The sequence below is a fragment of the Streptomyces sp. NRRL F-6492 genome, from assembly GCF_001280125.1.
GTDB lineage: Bacteria > Actinomycetota > Actinomycetes > Streptomycetales > Streptomycetaceae > Streptomyces.
On the sequence record NZ_LGEG01000262.1, the window covers coordinates 17,087 to 33,771 of the forward strand.

17 protein-coding genes and 4 pseudogenes are annotated in these 16,685 nt (G+C 69.4%); 13 read left to right on the plus strand and 8 right to left on the minus strand.

The window, feature by feature from the left end:
• The first annotated feature begins 763 nt into the window (after window positions 1-763).
• Both ADL08_RS30620 and ADL08_RS30625 read left to right on the plus strand, forming a co-directional pair.
• Window positions 764-1,066: an ArsR/SmtB family transcription factor gene (locus ADL08_RS30620; RefSeq protein WP_053648771.1), complete on the plus strand. Its 303-nt coding sequence runs from the start codon at window positions 764-766 to the stop codon at window positions 1,064-1,066.
• Window positions 1,063-1,455: a VOC family protein gene (locus ADL08_RS30625; protein ID WP_053648738.1), complete on the plus strand. Its 393-nt coding sequence runs from the start codon at window positions 1,063-1,065 to the stop codon at window positions 1,453-1,455. The genes ADL08_RS30620 and ADL08_RS30625 overlap by 4 nt, the downstream gene beginning before the upstream one ends.
• A 554-nt stretch (window positions 1,456-2,009) precedes the next feature.
• Here ADL08_RS30625 and ADL08_RS30630 read toward each other — a convergent pair.
• Window positions 2,010-2,750 (minus strand): class I SAM-dependent methyltransferase, encoded by a 741-nt coding sequence (locus ADL08_RS30630; RefSeq protein WP_053648740.1) that lies wholly within the window; start codon window positions 2,748-2,750, stop codon window positions 2,010-2,012.
• Between the two features lie 579 nt (window positions 2,751-3,329).
• On the opposite strand from ADL08_RS30630, the gene ADL08_RS30635 reads away from it, so the two are divergent.
• Entirely contained in the window at window positions 3,330-3,935 is a 606-nt protein-coding gene (locus ADL08_RS30635; RefSeq protein WP_053648742.1) for a dihydrofolate reductase family protein, read from the plus strand.
• Between the two features lie 48 nt (window positions 3,936-3,983).
• A pseudogene (locus ADL08_RS39070) lies at window positions 3,984-4,308 on the plus strand (IS5/IS1182 family transposase); the annotation flags it as partial.
• Between the two features lie 169 nt (window positions 4,309-4,477).
• On the opposite strand, the gene ADL08_RS30640 reads toward ADL08_RS39070, so the two are convergent.
• Complete coding sequence (locus ADL08_RS30640; RefSeq protein ID WP_053648743.1) at window positions 4,478-4,852, minus strand: hypothetical protein; 375 nt, start codon at window positions 4,850-4,852, stop codon at window positions 4,478-4,480.
• Window positions 4,852-5,091, minus strand: coding sequence for a hypothetical protein (locus ADL08_RS30645; protein ID WP_053648745.1), 240 nt, complete (start codon window positions 5,089-5,091; stop codon window positions 4,852-4,854). The genes ADL08_RS30640 and ADL08_RS30645 overlap by 1 nt, the downstream gene beginning before the upstream one ends.
• A gap of 402 nt (window positions 5,092-5,493) precedes the next feature.
• Here ADL08_RS30645 and ADL08_RS36115 point away from each other — a divergent pair.
• From ADL08_RS36115 to ADL08_RS30660, 3 genes and pseudogenes are all read left to right on the plus strand, one after another.
• Window positions 5,494-6,314: pseudogene (locus ADL08_RS36115) on the plus strand (IS5 family transposase).
• A gap of 730 nt (window positions 6,315-7,044) precedes the next feature.
• Entirely contained in the window at window positions 7,045-7,176 is a 132-nt protein-coding gene (locus tag ADL08_RS38870; protein ID WP_267889593.1) for a hypothetical protein, read from the plus strand.
• A 188-nt stretch (window positions 7,177-7,364) separates the two neighbouring features.
• Entirely contained in the window at window positions 7,365-8,588 is a 1,224-nt protein-coding gene (locus ADL08_RS30660; RefSeq protein WP_053648751.1) for a serine hydrolase domain-containing protein, read from the plus strand.
• A gap of 112 nt (window positions 8,589-8,700) precedes the next feature.
• Here the strand turns inward: ADL08_RS30660 and ADL08_RS37395 are convergent, their stop codons facing one another.
• Together ADL08_RS37395 and ADL08_RS30670 are read right to left on the minus strand one after the other, a co-directional pair.
• On the minus strand, window positions 8,701-8,874 hold the full coding sequence (locus tag ADL08_RS37395) for a hypothetical protein (protein WP_159043100.1): 174 nt from the start codon (window positions 8,872-8,874) through the stop codon (window positions 8,701-8,703).
• Window positions 8,875-9,195: 321 nt separating this feature from the next.
• Window positions 9,196-10,572, minus strand: a complete 1,377-nt coding sequence (locus ADL08_RS30670; RefSeq protein ID WP_078968292.1) for a PQQ-like beta-propeller repeat protein — start codon at window positions 10,570-10,572, stop codon at window positions 9,196-9,198.
• Between the two features lie 460 nt (window positions 10,573-11,032).
• Here ADL08_RS30670 and ADL08_RS37400 point away from each other — a divergent pair, with 460 nt between their 5' ends.
• Window positions 11,033-11,182 (plus strand): hypothetical protein, encoded by a 150-nt coding sequence (locus ADL08_RS37400; RefSeq protein ID WP_159043102.1) that lies wholly within the window; start codon window positions 11,033-11,035, stop codon window positions 11,180-11,182.
• A 185-nt stretch (window positions 11,183-11,367) separates the two neighbouring features.
• Here ADL08_RS37400 and ADL08_RS30675 read toward each other — a convergent pair whose 3' ends face one another.
• Window positions 11,368-11,910, minus strand: a complete 543-nt coding sequence (locus ADL08_RS30675) for a GNAT family N-acetyltransferase (RefSeq protein ID WP_053648758.1) — start codon at window positions 11,908-11,910, stop codon at window positions 11,368-11,370.
• Window positions 11,911-12,296: 386 nt separating this feature from the next.
• Here ADL08_RS30675 and ADL08_RS37730 point away from each other — a divergent pair, with 386 nt between their 5' ends.
• Window positions 12,297-12,596 (plus strand): hypothetical protein, encoded by a 300-nt coding sequence (locus tag ADL08_RS37730; protein ID WP_199837121.1) that lies wholly within the window; start codon window positions 12,297-12,299, stop codon window positions 12,594-12,596.
• Between the two features lie 247 nt (window positions 12,597-12,843).
• Window positions 12,844-13,380: a phosphohydrolase gene (locus ADL08_RS30680; protein ID WP_324610446.1), complete on the plus strand. Its 537-nt coding sequence runs from the start codon at window positions 12,844-12,846 to the stop codon at window positions 13,378-13,380.
• 368 nt (window positions 13,381-13,748) lie between these two features.
• On the opposite strand, the pseudogene ADL08_RS30685 reads toward ADL08_RS30680, so the two are convergent.
• Window positions 13,749-14,093 (minus strand): annotated as a pseudogene (locus tag ADL08_RS30685) (transcriptional regulator); the annotation flags it as partial.
• A 172-nt stretch (window positions 14,094-14,265) separates the two neighbouring features.
• On the opposite strand from ADL08_RS30685, the gene ADL08_RS30690 reads away from it, so the two are divergent.
• Window positions 14,266-14,715 carry an ATP-binding protein gene (locus ADL08_RS30690; protein ID WP_234352324.1) on the plus strand — a complete coding sequence of 150 codons (450 nt, stop codon included), beginning with the start codon at window positions 14,266-14,268 and terminating at the stop codon, window positions 14,713-14,715.
• A 215-nt stretch (window positions 14,716-14,930) separates the two neighbouring features.
• Here the strand turns inward: ADL08_RS30690 and ADL08_RS30695 are convergent, their stop codons facing one another.
• Entirely contained in the window at window positions 14,931-15,395 is a 465-nt protein-coding gene (locus tag ADL08_RS30695) for an ATP-binding protein (RefSeq protein ID WP_063885390.1), read from the minus strand.
• 174 nt (window positions 15,396-15,569) lie between these two features.
• Here ADL08_RS30695 and ADL08_RS30700 point away from each other — a divergent pair, with 174 nt between their 5' ends.
• Together ADL08_RS30700 and ADL08_RS30705 are read left to right on the plus strand one after the other, a co-directional pair.
• Complete coding sequence (locus ADL08_RS30700) at window positions 15,570-15,938, plus strand: STAS domain-containing protein (protein ID WP_053648765.1); 369 nt, start codon at window positions 15,570-15,572, stop codon at window positions 15,936-15,938.
• A 507-nt stretch (window positions 15,939-16,445) separates the two neighbouring features.
• Window positions 16,446-16,685 (plus strand): annotated as a pseudogene (locus tag ADL08_RS30705) (hypothetical protein); the annotation flags it as partial.

The window sequence follows — 16,685 nt, forward strand, 5'->3', positions numbered from 1 at the left end:
CCTCCGGCCCCCGCCGGGGAGAGCAAGTCCCGGTCGAAAGATGGCTTGCCCCTCCTGTCTCGGGCTTGCCCAAGGGGCCGTGGGCAAGCCGGGGACGGTCACAGCGGCTTGACCGGGCCCGTATGGAAACCCGGCAAGCCGCACCTCGCCGCGCCTTCGGCAGCGCAGTCAGAGTGCGGCGCTCCTCACCGCGGCCGTTGCCGACGACCCGCCACACTGGCTGGTCGGCCCCCTCCGTCATCAGCAGGGGTGGAGTCGCGGGCGCCCCGATGAGCCGGTAGCTCACACCCCCACCCGGCGGGCCCTCTCGCGGAAGGCGGCATCCCTCGTCGCCGGAGCCACGCGGCGCGGGGCAAGGCCGGGGCGAAGACGAACAGCACCGGCAGGAAGAACCGCTCCAGGGACGGGCCGGCACAAGTCTTCTGCCAGTGGGAGCGCGGGACACCGGCGGGCGTTACCGCGCCCGACAGCGGGCATGCCCCGGCAGGCGTCGTAGTACTCCAGCTGGACGGCGAGGCGGGCGCAGGGGGTGTCGCGGTCGATCTCCACGAACACGCTCGTCCCATCGCCAAGGAGCACCATGCCGCCGGGCACGAAGTTCTCGGCCGGGGCAGGACGGGCGATCTCCACCCGTCAGTCCACGTGATCGGCAACTTCGGCGTGGCGGAAGGCGATGACGGTGTCGACCGCTGACGGACGACCTTCCCCGAAGGGCGCCGTTTTCGCCTTGATAGGCAAGTCATCACTTGCCTACCTTGTGGTTGTGGCCGACGACCTTTTCAAAGCTTTGGCCGACTCCACCCGCCGAACCATCCTCGACGTGCTCGCAGAGAAGTCCGGGCAGACACTCTTCGAGATCTGCTCACGACTGAGCGTGAGACATCAGCTCGGCATCTCGCGTCAGGCGATCTCCCAGCACCTCGCCGTGCTGGAGACCGCCGGGCTCGTCGAGACCAGGCGGGAGGGCCGCTACAAGTTCCACGACCTGAACACGGCGCCGCTGGGGCAGATCGCCAAGCGATGGCCCGCGCCCGACGCCCCCGGACCAGAGAAGAGCACTCCATGAAGATCCACCTGACCAGCATCTTCGTCGACGACCAGGCGAAGGCCCTGGACTTCTACACCGAGATCCTCGGCTTCGTGAAGAAGCACGACGTCCCGCTGGGAGGCGAGGCCCGGTGGCTGACCGTGGTCTCGCCCGGCACGCCCGACGGCACCGAACTCCTCTTGGAGCCCGCCGGCCACCCGGCCGTCAAGCCCTACCGCGACGCGCTCGCCGAGGACGGCATCCCGCTCGCCCAGTTCGCCGTTGACGATGTGAAGGCGGAGTACGAGCGCCTGAGCGGCCTCGGTGTCCGCTTCACCCAGGAGCCCCTGGAAGCGGGCCCCGTCACCACCGCCGTCTTCGACGACACCTGCGGCAACCTGATCCAGATCGCGACACAGCCCCAGTAGGCGGTCAGCCTCGTGCGGGGTCCGGCCGCCGCAACGACCGGACCCTCGCTCCGGAACCCGTCAGCCTCGTGGCTGCACGACCGAGGGCGACCACCCATCCGGTGAGCGCGTACCGTCACTCACCTTTTCCGGCCGCGCGTCGTCAACCCGAGAGCCGGCCGCCTACCACCCGCTCCCGTCATCAAAAGTTCCACTGTGCAGACAGCTGTCCACAGCCGGCACGAGCATCCCGAGAGAGCGTCGCCCACAGCCGGACCGCGTCGGTGATCTGCTTCGGACGCGCCGGGAGCTCCGGGGTGAGATCCGGGATCGGGTGGACCATGACGAGGGCCTCCGTACATCGGTGACCGGCTCTCCCACCCTCGCGCTTCTCCCTCACAGTCAGGGCATGGCCGTCCGTTGTGTCCCGGTCGGTGCAACCGCAGCTTCGACACCCGGTCCACCCGGCGGGCCGAGCACGAGGGAGTGGGTGGATTCCGCACGGCGGCCCCGCTCTCCACCGGGGTGGAACCCACCCGTGGAGGGGGCGCCTTCACGTCTCGGCGCGGTGGGACTTACGGTTTGTGGGTCACCCAGAGCAGTTCCGCCGGCCAGTGGTGCGCCCAGTCGGGTGGGTCGGTTTCGTTGTAGCCGTTGGGTGTTCCGCGTTCGGGCCGCGGCTCGATGAGGTCGTCGATGACGAGACCCGCGCCGCACAGGATCCTGACCCAGTCGCCGTAGGTGAGCTGGTAACTGGTCGCGCCGTCGCCTTCGGCGATGGCGTTCAGCCCGAAGTAGTCCTTCTGCAGCGTCGTGGTCACGCGGCCGGCGGCTTCGTCGTAGCAGGCTTCGAACCACGGGCTGGCGACGTTGAACACCAGGCGCCCGCCTCGGCGCAGGACGCGTGCGGCCTGCGGGACGGCCAGGTGCGGGGGCGCCCAGCTGAGCCCGCCGAAGTCGCAGAACACCAGGTCGAAGCTGTCTGCGGCGAAGGGCAGTCGTTCGGCGGCGCCTTGCACCAGCGGGTAGCGGGCCGTTCCCGTCGCGCGGGCCGCTGCGGCGAGTTGGGCTTCGGACAGGTCGAACCCGACCACGATGGCGCCCTCGGCGGCGAGCACCCTGGACCACTGGCCGGCGCCGCAGCCGAGTTCGAGGACGCGCTTGCCGGTGACGTCGCCCAAGGCGCGCAGGTGCGCGTCGGGGATGGAGTACATGCCCCACAGCCGGGGCGCGGCGCCGATCTGCGGGTCGTGCGCGTGCTGGTAGGCGCTGCTGATCCGGTTCCAGAGACGCCGGTTGGCGGGGATGCTGTCCACGTGCCGACTCCAGCACTGCCTGCCGGGGCGGTCAACACGATAACGGTCCCGGCCGGCTCCCAGCTCGGTCCGGCCCTGACTCGGTCCACGGTCCGCCGGACGAGCCCTAGTGACCTGAGTCGGAGATAGCCTGGAACATCAGGATATTCATGTACATCAGGGCCGATTGCGAAATCCCCAGCTACAGGGCGTCCCTCCTCGTCGCGCCGGTGGTGAAGGGCTTGGCCTCACTCGACGTGGTCGGCGGGGCAGGCCGGCAGGCCTTGGGTGGAGGAGGGCTTTCGTGACGAAGGGAGCCGGTCTTCTCGTCCAGTGGTTCACCGAAGGTGGTGGTGGGGACACCGGCCGTGCCCCGGAGGGCGCACGCCTGCTGGGTGGAGTGGCCCAGGAAGTGCATGGTCGGCACTGGCGGGACAGGCCGCCCGAGCAGGCCCGATCAGCCAAGGGGGCCGGTTAGCGGCAGCCGTGGGTCGTACGCCCGAACCGTCTGCTCCGATGCTCTCGTACTGCTGAGCGCGGCCGATGAGTATGCGGCTCCCGACCGGTCCAAGCTTGTGACGCTTCAGAAAGGACACCGCCATGCCGGAGCTTCTCGTCGATTTCATCACCTCCCTCGACGGCTACGCATCGGGAGAAGGCTGGCCCGGTTTCTGGGGCCTCGAGGGTCCGGAGTACCTCACGTGGCTCGGTGAGCAGCCCGAGGCCACCTACCTGATGGGAGCGAACACCTACCGATTGATGTCGGGCTTCGCCGCGGGCGAGGTTCCGAGTGGCCAAGACGAGTTCAGGCCCGAGGAGGAGGCGTCCGTCGACCAGCTCACGCAAGCCTCCAAGGTGGTGTTCTCCTCCTCACTCGAGGAGCCACTGGCATGGGCCAATTCCACGCTCGTCCGCGACGATGCCGTCGAGGCGGCCCGCGCCATGAAGTCGAACGGCTCGGGACTCCTCAGCACGATCGGCAGCCTCAGCCTGTGCCGGTCCCTGCTGCGGGCAGGACTCGTCGACCGCTTCCGAGTCGTGATGTTCCCGGTGATCACCGGGGCCACGGGCGAGGAACGCATCTACGACGGCTACCCGGACGTTGCCCTTGAGATGATCGAGCACCGCACCTTCGACGGCCGCATCCAGCTGGTCGAGTACAAGCCCCGCGTGCTCGAGCATCCGCCGCTCGGCCTCCCTGAGTGACGTCGCCCCGTCCGCCGGTCCGGACGGCCGCCAGGCCGACGCTGGCGGGCCGACGCCGGCGGGCTGGGCCAGGTCGCCGACGAGCACCCCCGCGTCCGCAAGGTGCGGGTCGACGGCGGTTACCGAGAGCACCTCGCCGAGCGTGCCGCCGCCCTCGGCATCGACATGGAAATCACCGCCCGTAAGCCCGGCACCACGGAATTCATCCCGATCCCCGAGCGCTGGGCGGTCGAGCGGGTCTCACGGGTGGCTCATGCTCCATCACCGCCTCGTCCGCGACTACGAAACCCCCGTCCGCTCCGAAGCCGTCATCCACCTCGCCATGACCGGCCTCATGGCCCGCCGCCTCACCAGCGAGAACACCATCTCCTGACGCGACCCGAAGAAGATCGCGGAACGTCTGATATCAGGATGAGACAGCGGTCGAAAGCGACCTTTGAAGGTCGTCTGGGCACTGCTCCTGCCCACGCGCATGTCAGGCTGGAAAAGCTCATTGCATGACGGCGGCGTACGGGCCGGGCCGTCTTCAGGTTTCGCGTCGGTCAGATGCGCCAGATGCGGATGCGGTCGGCGGCCTGGTAGACGTCGGTCTTGCCGGCCTGGATGTCGCGCACCAGGTCGACCATGGCGCCGTAAGGGGGGTCGATGCCTTCCCCGGAGGCGTGCATGTAGGCGGCGGTTACCTGGCAGGCGTACAGGCTGTTGCGGTACGGCAGCGGCTGCAGGCGGATCAGGGTGTGCAGGAGGGCGGCGGCACGCCAGGCCGGGTCGGGCTCGGAGGCGGTGGGGCGCGGAATGCGGGTCTTGTGGCGGGCCACGGCGGCAACGAGGGCGGAGTAGTCGGCGACGCTGACGTCTTCGGGTACGGCCTGCTCCTGGACGTCCAGGAGCCAGGGGACGTCGATGTGGAGGATCATCAGGCGGCGTCCACCCCGTGCTCCCGGCCGACAGGGGGGATCTCGTCGGGGAAGGCGTCGTCGAACTCGCTTCGGTGCGCTTCGCCCCAGGAGGCGGCGTAGCGGACGAACTGCCGGCGCCGACGCTCGCGCAGCGACAGGTCGTGGACGTACTGCTTGAGGGACTTGCCTTCGGCGGCCGCGGCGGCGCGGACCTCCTCCAGCTCCTCGTCGGTGAAGGTGACATTCAGAGACGGCACACTTCGATGGTACCTACTTGGTACCTGAAAAGGGGGGTAAGGGACTCGCTCCCTCTTACGATCGCCCGGCGTACCGACGGCTGCATTCACCAGCCTCTCATCAGCCATCGCCGGATCCGTCTGCCCAGGCCAGTCCCAGAACGCCGGCCTCGCTGCCCAGAAGGACTGGCCAGGGGTCCTATGCGAAACCTGGGTCTGCCGGCAGAGAGCCCACGAGCAGCGGCCACTGCGGGCGGAAAGCTTCCTCGACCTCGACCGTGGCACTCCCAACGTACCCGCCGTTTTCCCATCCAAAAGGGTCAGCACGCGCGTCGCCGGTGCCCGAGACCATAACTGATCGTTTCAGAATGAGTTCGACGCAGGGGATTGGTGGTCGGGTCTGGTGGCGGCAGAGTGGTGCGGGTGTCGGATGATCTTGTGCCTGATGACCTGTGGGAACGCATCGCCCCGCTGCTGCCACCCCGGCCTGCGCGGTGCCACCGGTATATCCGGGGCGTCTGCCGGCGGACGACCGTGCGGCTCTGCGGGGCATCGTTCGCGTGTTGCGCAAGAACGTGAGCCGGAGGGATGTACCCGCCGAGCAGACCGGGTGCAGTGGAGTGACGGCCTGGCGGCGCCTGCGGGGCTGGACCGAGGCCGGCGTCTGGCCCGCCTGCACGAAGTCCTCCTGACCGAACTGCGCAAGGCAGGTCTGCTGGACATGGACGACGCCGCGATCGACGGCTCGCGCATCAGGGCCCTGAAAGGGGGCTCACACCGGACCCTCGCCGGGCGGCCGCGCCCGGCCGGGCAGCAAGCACCACCTGGTCGCCGACCGGCACGGCACACCTCTCGCCGTCTCGCTGACCGGCGGAAACAGGCACGATGTCACCCAGCTGACCCCCTTGCTGGACGCGATCCCCCGCATCCGAGGACTGCGCGGGAGACCGCGGCACCGGCCGGGCCGACTGTTCGCCGACCCCGGCTACGACTACGACTACGACTACGACAAATAACGCCGCATCCTGAGGACCCGCGGCATCACACCCACGATCGCCCGCCGAGGTGTCCCGCACGGCTCCGCGCTCGGCAGGACCCGCTGGGTCATGGAACGGACCTTCGCCTGGCTCCGCCAGTTCAAACGCCTGCGGATCCGCTACGAGATGCGCGCCGACCTCCACCTCGGCCTGCTCCGACTCGCCTGCAGCATCATCTGCTTGCGACGACTCCGAACCTCATTCTGAAACGTTCAGCAAGTGCCTTCGCTGAGCGCCTCATCGAGCAGTCCGAGGTTACCCAGGAGTTCGAGAACGGCAAGTTGTTCCGCACCGGCATCGAGGGCATGTTCCACGAGGTGCGTACTGCGGCGGCGACGTGGCATCTGGAGGCGGTGACTCCGGAGAGCGGGCAGTTCCTGATAGGCGATAAGTTCGCGAGGGACACAGCGAGACGGTGGCGCACAGACCACGCGAACCGTTGAGCACCATCCGAAGGGTGATCACGCGCGGTGCATCTGGTACGTGATCGCACTCTGCACGGAGACTGGCTGCATCAGCGGGACAAGTTCATCACCCGCCACCTCTGAGCGCCACCAGACCCACGCCGGGCTCGGATTCTCCCTCCGGAGGTCCGGGCTCGGCTGCGTGTCCGCCGTGGGGCCGGGACCACGGCTTCCGACGACGCAGCCCAGCCGGTGGCAGTCGTCCTGCCTGCGGATCCGGTGCTCGCTCACCCGCAGCGCGGTGGCGACCTCGCGGTTCGTCTCCCCGCTCTCGAAGCAGGCGACAGCCCGCAGCCGGATTCACTCCCGCGCGGCTCTCTCGGCGTCGGTCAGCCCACCGCCCTGCGCGTGTCTCACTCCCCAGGAGCTACCGGAGCGAGCAGGCCGCTGTCCGGCGAACCGTCCCGACATCACTCGATCAAGTTCGGTACCCATCCAGTCTCCCCAGCCCCACGACCTGGCACTGTGCACCCTTGGCGCGGCCCTCCCTCGCGGGCGCCGTCGGCCGCACCACCGCGACCGGAGTCCACTTCCCCGTCGTTTTGGCCGCAGAGGACATGGTCCTGGCGACCGGTGCCTCCACGGTGGAACTCCCCGTCCTGTAAGCCGTCCGCGCGGCCCCGCGGGATGAGGACCTGGCGGCCGTGGCGCGCTGAGCGGCAGCGAGCGGCTCGGGGGCGGGGCGCCGAACGAGTGGACTCGCCGGGTCCCGGTCGGGCGGTCTGCCGTTCGCGCCGCATCTGATGCTGGTCTGTCGCCGTCCGCGTCCGTGACCTGGAAGAGGCGCCCCCTCATGAGACGAACCTTTCCCCGCCGGCTGCTCGCCGCGACGCTGCTCGCGGCGTCCGTGCTGGCCCCGCTGGCCACCGTTCCCGCCACGGCCGTCCCGGCCCCACACTCCCCCGCCACGGCCTTCGGTCCGCACGACGGCGACGGCTGCCCCGCCGACGGCTTCGGCCCCGAGCTGACCGCTCGGCTCGACAAGACCGTCGAGGACGTCCGCAAGCAGGCCCGTGTCCCCGGACTCGTCGTGGGCCTGTGGATGCCGGGCAAGGGCTGCTACGTCCGCGCGACCGGCGTCGCGGACAAGACCACCGGCCGGCCGATGTTCGCCGACACCTACGTCCGCATCGGCAGCGAGACCAAGACCTTCACCGTCACCGCGCTCCTGCGGCTTGTCGATGAGGGCAAGGTCAGGCTCGACGACCCGATCGACGAGTACGTCCGAGGGGTCCCGAACGGCGAGAAGATCACGCTGCGCCAGCTCGCCGGGATGCGCAGCGGCCTGTTCCCGTACACCGCCGACCCCGACTTCATCCACGACCTGCTGAGCGCGCCGAAGCGCCCGTTCAACCCGTGGGAGGTCCTTTCCTACGGCTACCGGCACCCGAACACCTTCGCGCCGGGCGCGACGTTCCAGTACTCCAACTCCAACCTCGTGCTGCTCGGCCTGGTCGTCGAGAAGGTGACCGGGAAGCGGCTCGCCGACGTCATCCACGAGAGGGTGGTCCGCCCGGCCGGTCTGCGTCACACCTTCCTCCCCGAGGGCGCCGAGTTCCCCGAGCCCCACGCTCACGGATACACCGATCAGACGCTGACCGGCGCCGTCGCAGACGCCACCGACTGGAATCCCAGCTGGGCCTGGGCGGCCGGCGGCATGATCTCCGACCTCCAGGACCTGCGCCGCTGGGCCCCCGTCCTCGCCACCGGAAAGCTGCTCAGCGCCGAGACCCAGGCGCAGCGTCTCAAGGTGCTGCCGACAGGATTCCCCGGCACCGACTACGGCCTCGGCATCCTGCGGACCAACGGCTGGATCGGACACAACGGCTCCCTGCCCGGGTACGAGACCGTGACCGTCTACCTGCCCTCGCAGAAGGCCACCCTGGTCCTCATCCTGAACACCGACTCCCTCGTCGACGGCCAGGAGCCGTCGACCCTGGTCGCCCGCGCCGTCACGTCCGTCGTCACACCGAACAACGTGTACGCCGGAGGGATCACCCCGCGCGACAAGTCTTAGGTCCTGCCTGACGAACCGTCTTGGACGGGTTCGCGGAGCCGGAGGACGAGTGCGGCGAGGCGGGCGCCGATCTCGTAGCGGGTGGCGGCCGGTACGTTGCGACCATGGGTGTCTATCCGGTGAGTGTCACCGCGCAGGACTGGTCGCAGCCCGGGGAGGGCGGGTACGGGGACGTCGCCGCCGCGCTGAACAGCGAGTTGCAGCGGCGCGGGCTGCCCCCGTACGACCTGCCGCAGGCCGCACGGGAGGCGCCGGGCTGGTTCGAGGAGAAGGCCGGCCCGTCCATGGACGGCTTCGTGGCGCTGTGCAGGGGGCGACTGACCGGTGCGGAGCTGTCGGGCCTCCTCGACTGGAGCGTGCTGGTGCCCCTCGCGCTGGAGGAGGCGATCGTCCTCCCCGTCGGCACCGCGTACTCCGGCGAAGAGACAACGGTCGCCGGGGCCCCGCAGGTGCTCGCCCTGGCCGAGCGGCTCGCCGGCGCCGTCGAACTGCCCGTGGCAACCGTGATCAACATCGCTGCACAACACACGCGGGACCGGACCCTGCCGCCCTTGCCGACACCCGTCCAGTGCCACTGCCACACCCGTTCACACCACCCTGAGCGCGGTCAGGTGAGACGGCGGCCTGTTTCCGCGTCCGCGCAGTGCAGCCGGTATCCGTCTGCGGTCCGGCTGCGCGAGGGGAACAGCACGCGGTCGGAGCCGAGGGGCACCGGCCAGCTGTCGTACGTGTCCGTGGCCGTCGTCCACAGCACCCGGCCGTCCCGGACCGCGGCGACGGTCCGGCCGTTGGAGAGAAAGAGGTGCCTCGGGCCGGCGACCGTCTGCGGCAACCGCACCGCCCGGCCGTCCGGTGCGGTTGCCGACAGCGGCCGCAGGCCGGACCCGTCACCACACCGGGCGGCGTACACCTGGTAGCGGCGACCGGCGACGGCGTACACCCAGTCGCCGACGCAGAGTGGGTTCCCGGAGAAGGACGTGAAGCGCCAGCGGGCGAGACGCAGTTCCAGCAGGGGCTCGGCCGTGGCCAGGTCGGAGTGGGCGTAGACCTGGAGGCGCCGTCCGTAACTCTCCGCGAACAGGACCCGGCCGCCGTCGAGCAGGGTGGGCGGCCGGGAGAAGTGTCGCAGCGCCCGCCGCGGGAAGCGGGTGGCGGTGAGCTGTTCACCCGTGTCCGACGCACACAGGGACAGTTCGGGCGCGGTGCCGCCCTTCCATGCGTGGAAGACCGCCGCATTGTCCGTCCCCCACTGTCCGGGGAGGGGGCTGCCCGGTTCGGGAAGGGCGCTGCCGTACCCCTTGCTCCACAGTTCCTCACCACTGCGGGCGTCCAGCGCGCGCAGGCCCCCGGCGTCGAGGATCACCCGCTCCCCGCGCACCAGCAGGCGCCAGATCCGCTGGAACTCGTTCTCCCAGAGGAGTTCGCCGGTCAACGCGTCGATGCCGGCGATCTTCGCACGCTCGTCGTAGGTGTCGTTCCACAGCACCAGCGTCGAACCGGCGGCCGCGACGCGGTGCAGGTCACTCTTGATGCGCGTCCACCGCACCGTGCCGGTCGCGGCGTCCAGGGCGACGTACCCGCTGCGCCCGTACTCCCCCTGTACGGGGATCACGACGACCTCGCCCACGGGCACCAACCGTCCGGTGTCCGGCTCGGTGAGCGGCGCGCTGCACCAAAGCACGCGGCCGCGGTCCGGGTCGACGGCGGCGAGACGGCCGCCCGCTACGGGCAGGTAGACGGTGCCGCCGGCCACGACCGGCCGGCCCAGCACTCCGGGTGGCGCGCCGAGCGTCCACAAGCGGCGCTCCGCATCGGCGTCGATCGTCAAGGGCGGTCTGTCTTCGGTTTCCACGGCGCGTACTCTCGGGCTGGGAAGGACGTGGGCGGGTGAGGCGACCCAGAGCCTAGCGCTCGGGCCTGCCGCGGCCGCGCCGGACAGGGGCGGTGCCGTCACAGCGGGGTGCGGCCGTGATCCGTTCCGCACCCTTACGACGTGCGCGCCCGCGGCCCACGCTCAGCTGGATTCCCGACGACGATCTGCCGCCCGGCACCACGGATACGAAACCGGTCCTCGGCCTGCTACGGGCCGGGGCGGTGACCATCTCGTACTCATCGTGGGGATCGACGGCGAACGGTGGCCGGTCGACACAGGGCTCGTCGGCGGCATGTGCGAGCCGCTGCCGCTGCGCGAAGGCACTTAAGCCCAGGGGCCGTTCACCTATGTCATCGCCCCGTCGGGGGTGGTTCCCGGCGGCTGGTGGTCCACCCACGCCCCCGGGGCGCCTTCACGGCGATTTCACGGCGACAGTCTCCGCGCCCGAGCTCGTGGAGCTGTCCTCCTTTGCCGCGGAGCACCACCGGCTCTCCTCTTTCCCCGATCTTTCCCCGAGTCCGGATTCGTCAGGGCTCTCCAGGCCCAGCTACGCGACGCCAAGGGCGTGGGCATGCCGCGCGGTTGCGTGCCGCGCCGGAGCGACGCCGGAGGCACGCACGAGCGGATCATCGACACGGCCGCCGAGTGGTACGGCGTACTGGCCGATGTGTCCCGTCTGAGCCTGGCCGATGTCGACGCCTCCACGCGGGCCCCACTGTGACACCGCGTCCGCGCCGGACATCGGGAGTGGGGGTCTGCGAGACAGCGTGTAACCACGCTCTGACGGCAGGTGGGGACGAGCGGGACGGACCCGCCGTCCCCGGCCGGGCATCACGCATCTGGACGGGGAGCCGGCCCGGGAGCGAACCCGCTGCCAGGCTGCACGACCCATGAAGCCCTTGGGCCTCAGCCCCGCGAGCCCGGTTTCCAGTCCTGGACGAGGAGTCCGAGGAGTACCTCGTCCAGGAACTCGCCGAGCACCCACGCCGAGGAGCGCATCACGCCCTCGCGGAGGAAGCCGTTGCGTTCGGCGGAGCGCAGCATGGCGTGGTTGTCCGCCAGCGTCTCAATCTGCAGCCGCTGCAGACCGCGGACCACGAAACCGTAGTAGCAGAGCGTCCCGACCACGTCCGTGCCGTAGCCCTTGCCGCGCGCGACGGGCAGCAGCCCGAGCCCGATATGGGCGGACCGGTGGTGGTTGTCGATACCCCACAGCGTCGCGGTACCGACCAGGGCACCTCCTTCCAACTCCACCACGGAGAACGTGACGCTGCCTTGCGCCGTGTCGTCCACCACGAGCCGCGGGTCCTTCGAACCAGGTGAGATCGGCCGCCACGGTCCGGCCTCGGCCCGCGCGGAGTTGATCACGTCGTCGTAGAGCTCGGTCCGCAGAATGGGGATGTCGTCCTCGTGCCGGGCCCTCAGCCCGATCTTGCCGCCTTTTAGCATGCGGGCTTCCTATCCGACTTGGCTCGCCTACGGCAAACGAATATTCGGACAGCCCAAGTTGACGTGTGCGGCTGATCGCCGAAGGTTTGGCCTGTCACAGACCGAGGGCGAGAGACTGATCACGGAGGGCGCACTCGTCTCGGCTGTGAGGCTGAGCGGCAAACGCTCCGGCGCCTTCGCCTCCGCGCCACAAAACCCCTCCTCGCCCTTGGCCAGACCTTCCCCGGCCCGGTCGGCGGGGCGTAGGCAGACCGTGAGCTTTTTCCGTCCTCAGCGTCAGGTTCGCGAAAGAGGGACCGCGACCAGAGAGCTGATGAAGACGGTGTCTGCATCGTGCGTCGTCCAGTTCTGCAGTTGTCCTGGTCGGGTTCTGAGGTCGCCGCATCGTGCTGGACGCGCTGAACGCCTGGGGCCACGACACCAGCACCCTGGAAAACGCGAACGATGCAGCAGCCCGAAAAGCCCGCAGAGCTGATCACGATCTGTGGTGGGAACGCAACGGGACAGGCGAATACGCGGAAGTTCCGCTGTTCTGGCGCAGAGCCCCGGTTCTCTGCGCGTTTGCCGTCACTCAACGTATGCGCTTCACGGAAAGTGAGCCAGAACCACTTCTCGTGAACATCCAGAACCTCGTCGATCTCCAGATGCCGCTGCAACGCGTGGTGCCCTGCGTCCGAGGACGGTGACTCCTCGACATGCGGGCTGGGTCAGCCTCAGCCTCCGGCTTGACACCGAGATCGGGAAGTCGCCTCCAAGGACCCGCAACGGACACCGAGACGGGACGTGTCGGCGGGCGGGCGCTGGAGTGCCGTGCGGAGCGAGGAAGGCGGCCCGGCGGTACTGCTTCCCGATGCAGCAGTCAAGCGGCCGCGGCCGAGGGCCTGTCTTCGGATCTTGCTGACCTGCGCACCAGGGGCCAGTACTTTCAACAGGATGGCTTCGATACGTTTCGACGTCCCGTCCCGCGCCCTTGACGCCCCAGCGAAGCCGTCCCTGAGACCGCTGCCGCCCGCAGTGGCGGGACTGCTGCGCTCCCTTGAGGTCCCGCCTCGGTTGGCGGCGCACCTGCGCGCGGTCCACGATGTCGCGGTCGAACTGGTCGGCTGGGTGACAGACCGGTACCCGGGCCTGGCCAGGTTCGCCGCACCCCACGCAAGCTGGGACGGCCCCGACGTGACGATCGAGGACCTCCTCGTCAGCACCGCCGACAAGGTCTGGAAGGACAAACGCGTCCCCGACCCGGAGGACAAGCTCATACAGACGCTGGCCGCCGCGACGGGGCGCGAGCCCTGGGAGGAGTACCTCGTCCTCGACGACCTCCTCACCCGTCTCGGTGCGGACGCCGCCCGTCGGCTGGCCTTCCAGGCGGCTTTCCCCATCGACCAGTGCCCCCTCCGCGCCCGGCCCCCGACCACTGAAAGCCGCCTCCAGGCCGGCGCCGCCCCGCACGGCGCAAGGGACGTGCCCTAGGTAGCCGGGGTTACGACGGTGTAGCGGCGGTCGCGCGGCAGGGCCCAGAGGACGTTGACGCGTCGTCGGGGGCCCGGTCGAGGGGAAATTGGGCTTCGATCAGGTCGTGAGGGTCGTGGGGTCGTGGAGCATCGTGTGGCTGCTCATCGCTCCCCCGCCGCGTCGTCCCGGCCGGGGCCGCCGTGGCGGGCGCGGCCGGCAGGCTGCAGGGAGGACCGGGCGGCCGGATGCCGGGTTCGTCCGGGGCGGAGCCGGAGGGCGTGGGGGCGCTCATGGGCACCGCCTTCTGCGGCCGGGTGCGTCGGTGTCGTTCGACGCTACGGAGGCCGTGGCTCGTTCCTCAACAAGATTGCGGGTAATTGCGGGATTCACTCCAGGGCGTCGAGCGCCGTGTGGATCAGGGCGCGGGCGTCGTCGCCGTAGAAGGCCATCTGCGCGAGGTCGGCAAACGCCTTGGCGTGGTCGGCGAGCTCGCGTGGCTGCGTCACCTTGATCTCCGCCGTGAGGGTCTCGACCACGGCCATGGTGTCGTCGTGGACGTAGAAGGCTTCCAGGGACCAGACGGTGCGCTGGATGAGGATGACGAAGCGGTGGTGGCCTTCGCAGAGGAAGCGGGAGCGGGCGATGCGGGCGGCGACGCCTTCGGCGACGTCGTTCGGGGTGCCCTGGAAGGCGGTGACCTGCTCCATGGGGGCGGTGACGCCGGTCTCGGTATGAACCCCTATCCGCTGGTACCAGCCTGTGCTCGATGAGGGTCGAGGGCAAAGCGACGGTCGGATGTCCTCTTCACGGCTTCCATGTGTCGAAGCAGAGATCAGGGGTACACGGCTTTCGGCTGTGTGGAATCTGGAAGACGCCAAGAACGGGGATGCTGTGGAGCAGGTCGTGAACTGTGTAGACCGGCGACCGGGCCGGGCGGCGGCCCTCTCGGTGTCCGGAGCGTTCCAGGGCAGCCTGGACATCGCCGCCGCCCGGGACCTCGCCTACCGCTTCCTCACCGATGCCCAGGCCGTCCATGGCCTGCCGGTCTGCGAGTTCACGATGGACATCGTCCAGCTCGTGGTCAGCGAATTGATGACCAATGCCAGCAAGTACGCCCCCGGGGCGAGCCTGCTCACCCTCGACGCCGGCAACGGAACGATCGAGGTCAGCGTCTGGGACAGCAACCCCACCCCGCCGGCGATCCTCCCGCCCGATCCCACCCGTATCGGCCAGCACGGCCTGGAGATCGTCATCAAGCTCGCCCACAGCTTCGCCATCCACCGCACGCCCCTCGGCAAACGGATCACCGCCACCATCGCCCTGACCGACGACCCCCTGAACAGCGGACTGTAAGAATCTTCGGGTGACCACCTGGCCGTCGGGATCCCGGCCGAGCGTGCGGACGAGCTCGTCGCGGCACCGGAAGCCGGAGCAGTCGCCGGGGATCACACCTGAATCGCGGAGAGCAGCGTCCCGCACGGGTCCGAGCAAGGCTTCGAGGGTGGCTGGAACGGAAACGTACGCGTGGGCGGCCGCCGTGCCTGACCCTCATTACGCCGGGTCCGGCATTACGCCGGGTCCGGCACCTCGGCCAGGGCAAGGCGGGCCGTGATGCGCTTGCCGACCGGCTCCCGCTCGACGAACAGCTTCTCGGCGACCTTCTTGATGATCTCCAGACCGTAATGGCCCACCTTGCCGGGGTCCGCGGCACGGACGACCGGAACAGCCGGGTCGCTGTCCCACACCACGACATCCACACCATCGGCACCGATGCGCAGCTGCATCAGGACGGGCCCCAAGGCGTACTTGTGGGCGTTGGTGACCAGTTCGCTGACGACCAGCTCGGTCAGGTCCCGCACACGCTGCGACACCGGCAGACCGTACTCGATGCGGATCCGGTCCAGAAAGGCCGCGGCATGGTGACGGGCGGCGGCGATGCGGTTGCCGCCGCCCTCCAGTGTGTAGTCGGCGCGTACCAGATGCCCTTCCGAAGGGGGCTGGGCACCGCTGTCATAACCGGCATCGAGTTCCACTGGGTCCGTCCTCCTTCACGTTCACGCCGCGCGGCTACCCGCCCAGATGATCCTTACCCGGCTCTACCGGGATTGTCTGTGCGGCCATCCGGGTGTGCCGGGCCCGATCGGGTGGGGCAGAATCGTCCGCGCACGCCCCGGTACGGGCAAGCCGGAACGCAGTCGAGGAGATGCATGACCAGCAACGAGAAAACGGACCACGCCGAACGGCTGTCCGTGGCGCGCCGCATGGTCGAGGGCATCCGCGTCGTGACCCTGCGAGGCGAGATCGACCACACCGCCAAGGACGCCCTGGCCGACGCCCTGATTCCCACGGACAACGCGACGGTGCCACCGCGGATCGTGGCGGACCTGGAGGGCGTGACCTTCATGGACTCCAGCGGCATCAACGCCTTCATCCTCGCTCACCAGCACCTGAGCGCCGCACACGGCTGGCTGCGCATCGCCGCCCCCCAGGAAGCCGTCCAGCGCGTCCTGAGCCTGATCGGCGTCGACACCGTCATCGACTGCCACCCCACCGTCGAACAGGCCCTGCACACCTGAGACACAGCACACCACGGAACGCGAGACAGGGGCGATCACCCGGGACATCCGGGTGACCGCCCCTCTTGGGTACGCCGGGCGGGTCAGGCGGGGCGGAGGAGGTCAGGACCGGGTGGCCGATGCGGTGGTGCTCGATGTCGACGCCGTGCTCCCTGTCCCACGCCTCCCGGAGGAGCCGACCGACCGTCTCGGCCGCCACAACACTCCTGTGACGGCCTCCCCGGCACACCACCGTGAGCCGGACCAAGACGGCCCACGGGCACCTCGTCGGCCAGGGCGCGCGGCTGCACGGCGGTCCGGGTGATCAGGGTCAGGGCGCCGGAGGTCTTCAGGGCGTGGGCGTAGACGTCGTCGTCCAGCCTGTGCGGTAGCGCATCGCGGGGTCATCCGCCCGGTTACGCAGGACGCGGCTGAGGTCGAGGTAGAGACCGGTGGTGACAAAGTCGTGAGCGCCGTCGTGGCAAGGGCAAGCACTTCGGCACCTGGGTAGGCTTCGACGCCTGGGTAGGCGGGGTGGCCACCGAGTTCAAGGTCCTGAAGGGGAGCTCCCCGGGCACGGTGCAGACGGCCCTCAAGGCCGGCCGTGACAAGAAGGCGGATTTCGTCATCATCGACGGCCGCAACTCCGACCTGTCCTTCGACAATGCCAAGGCCGGGCTCAAGCTGTTCACCGACAACAACAGCTCGCGAGGCTTCAGCCATGTGCGGCTGATCGGCTACGACTACGACTACGACTACGACTACGAC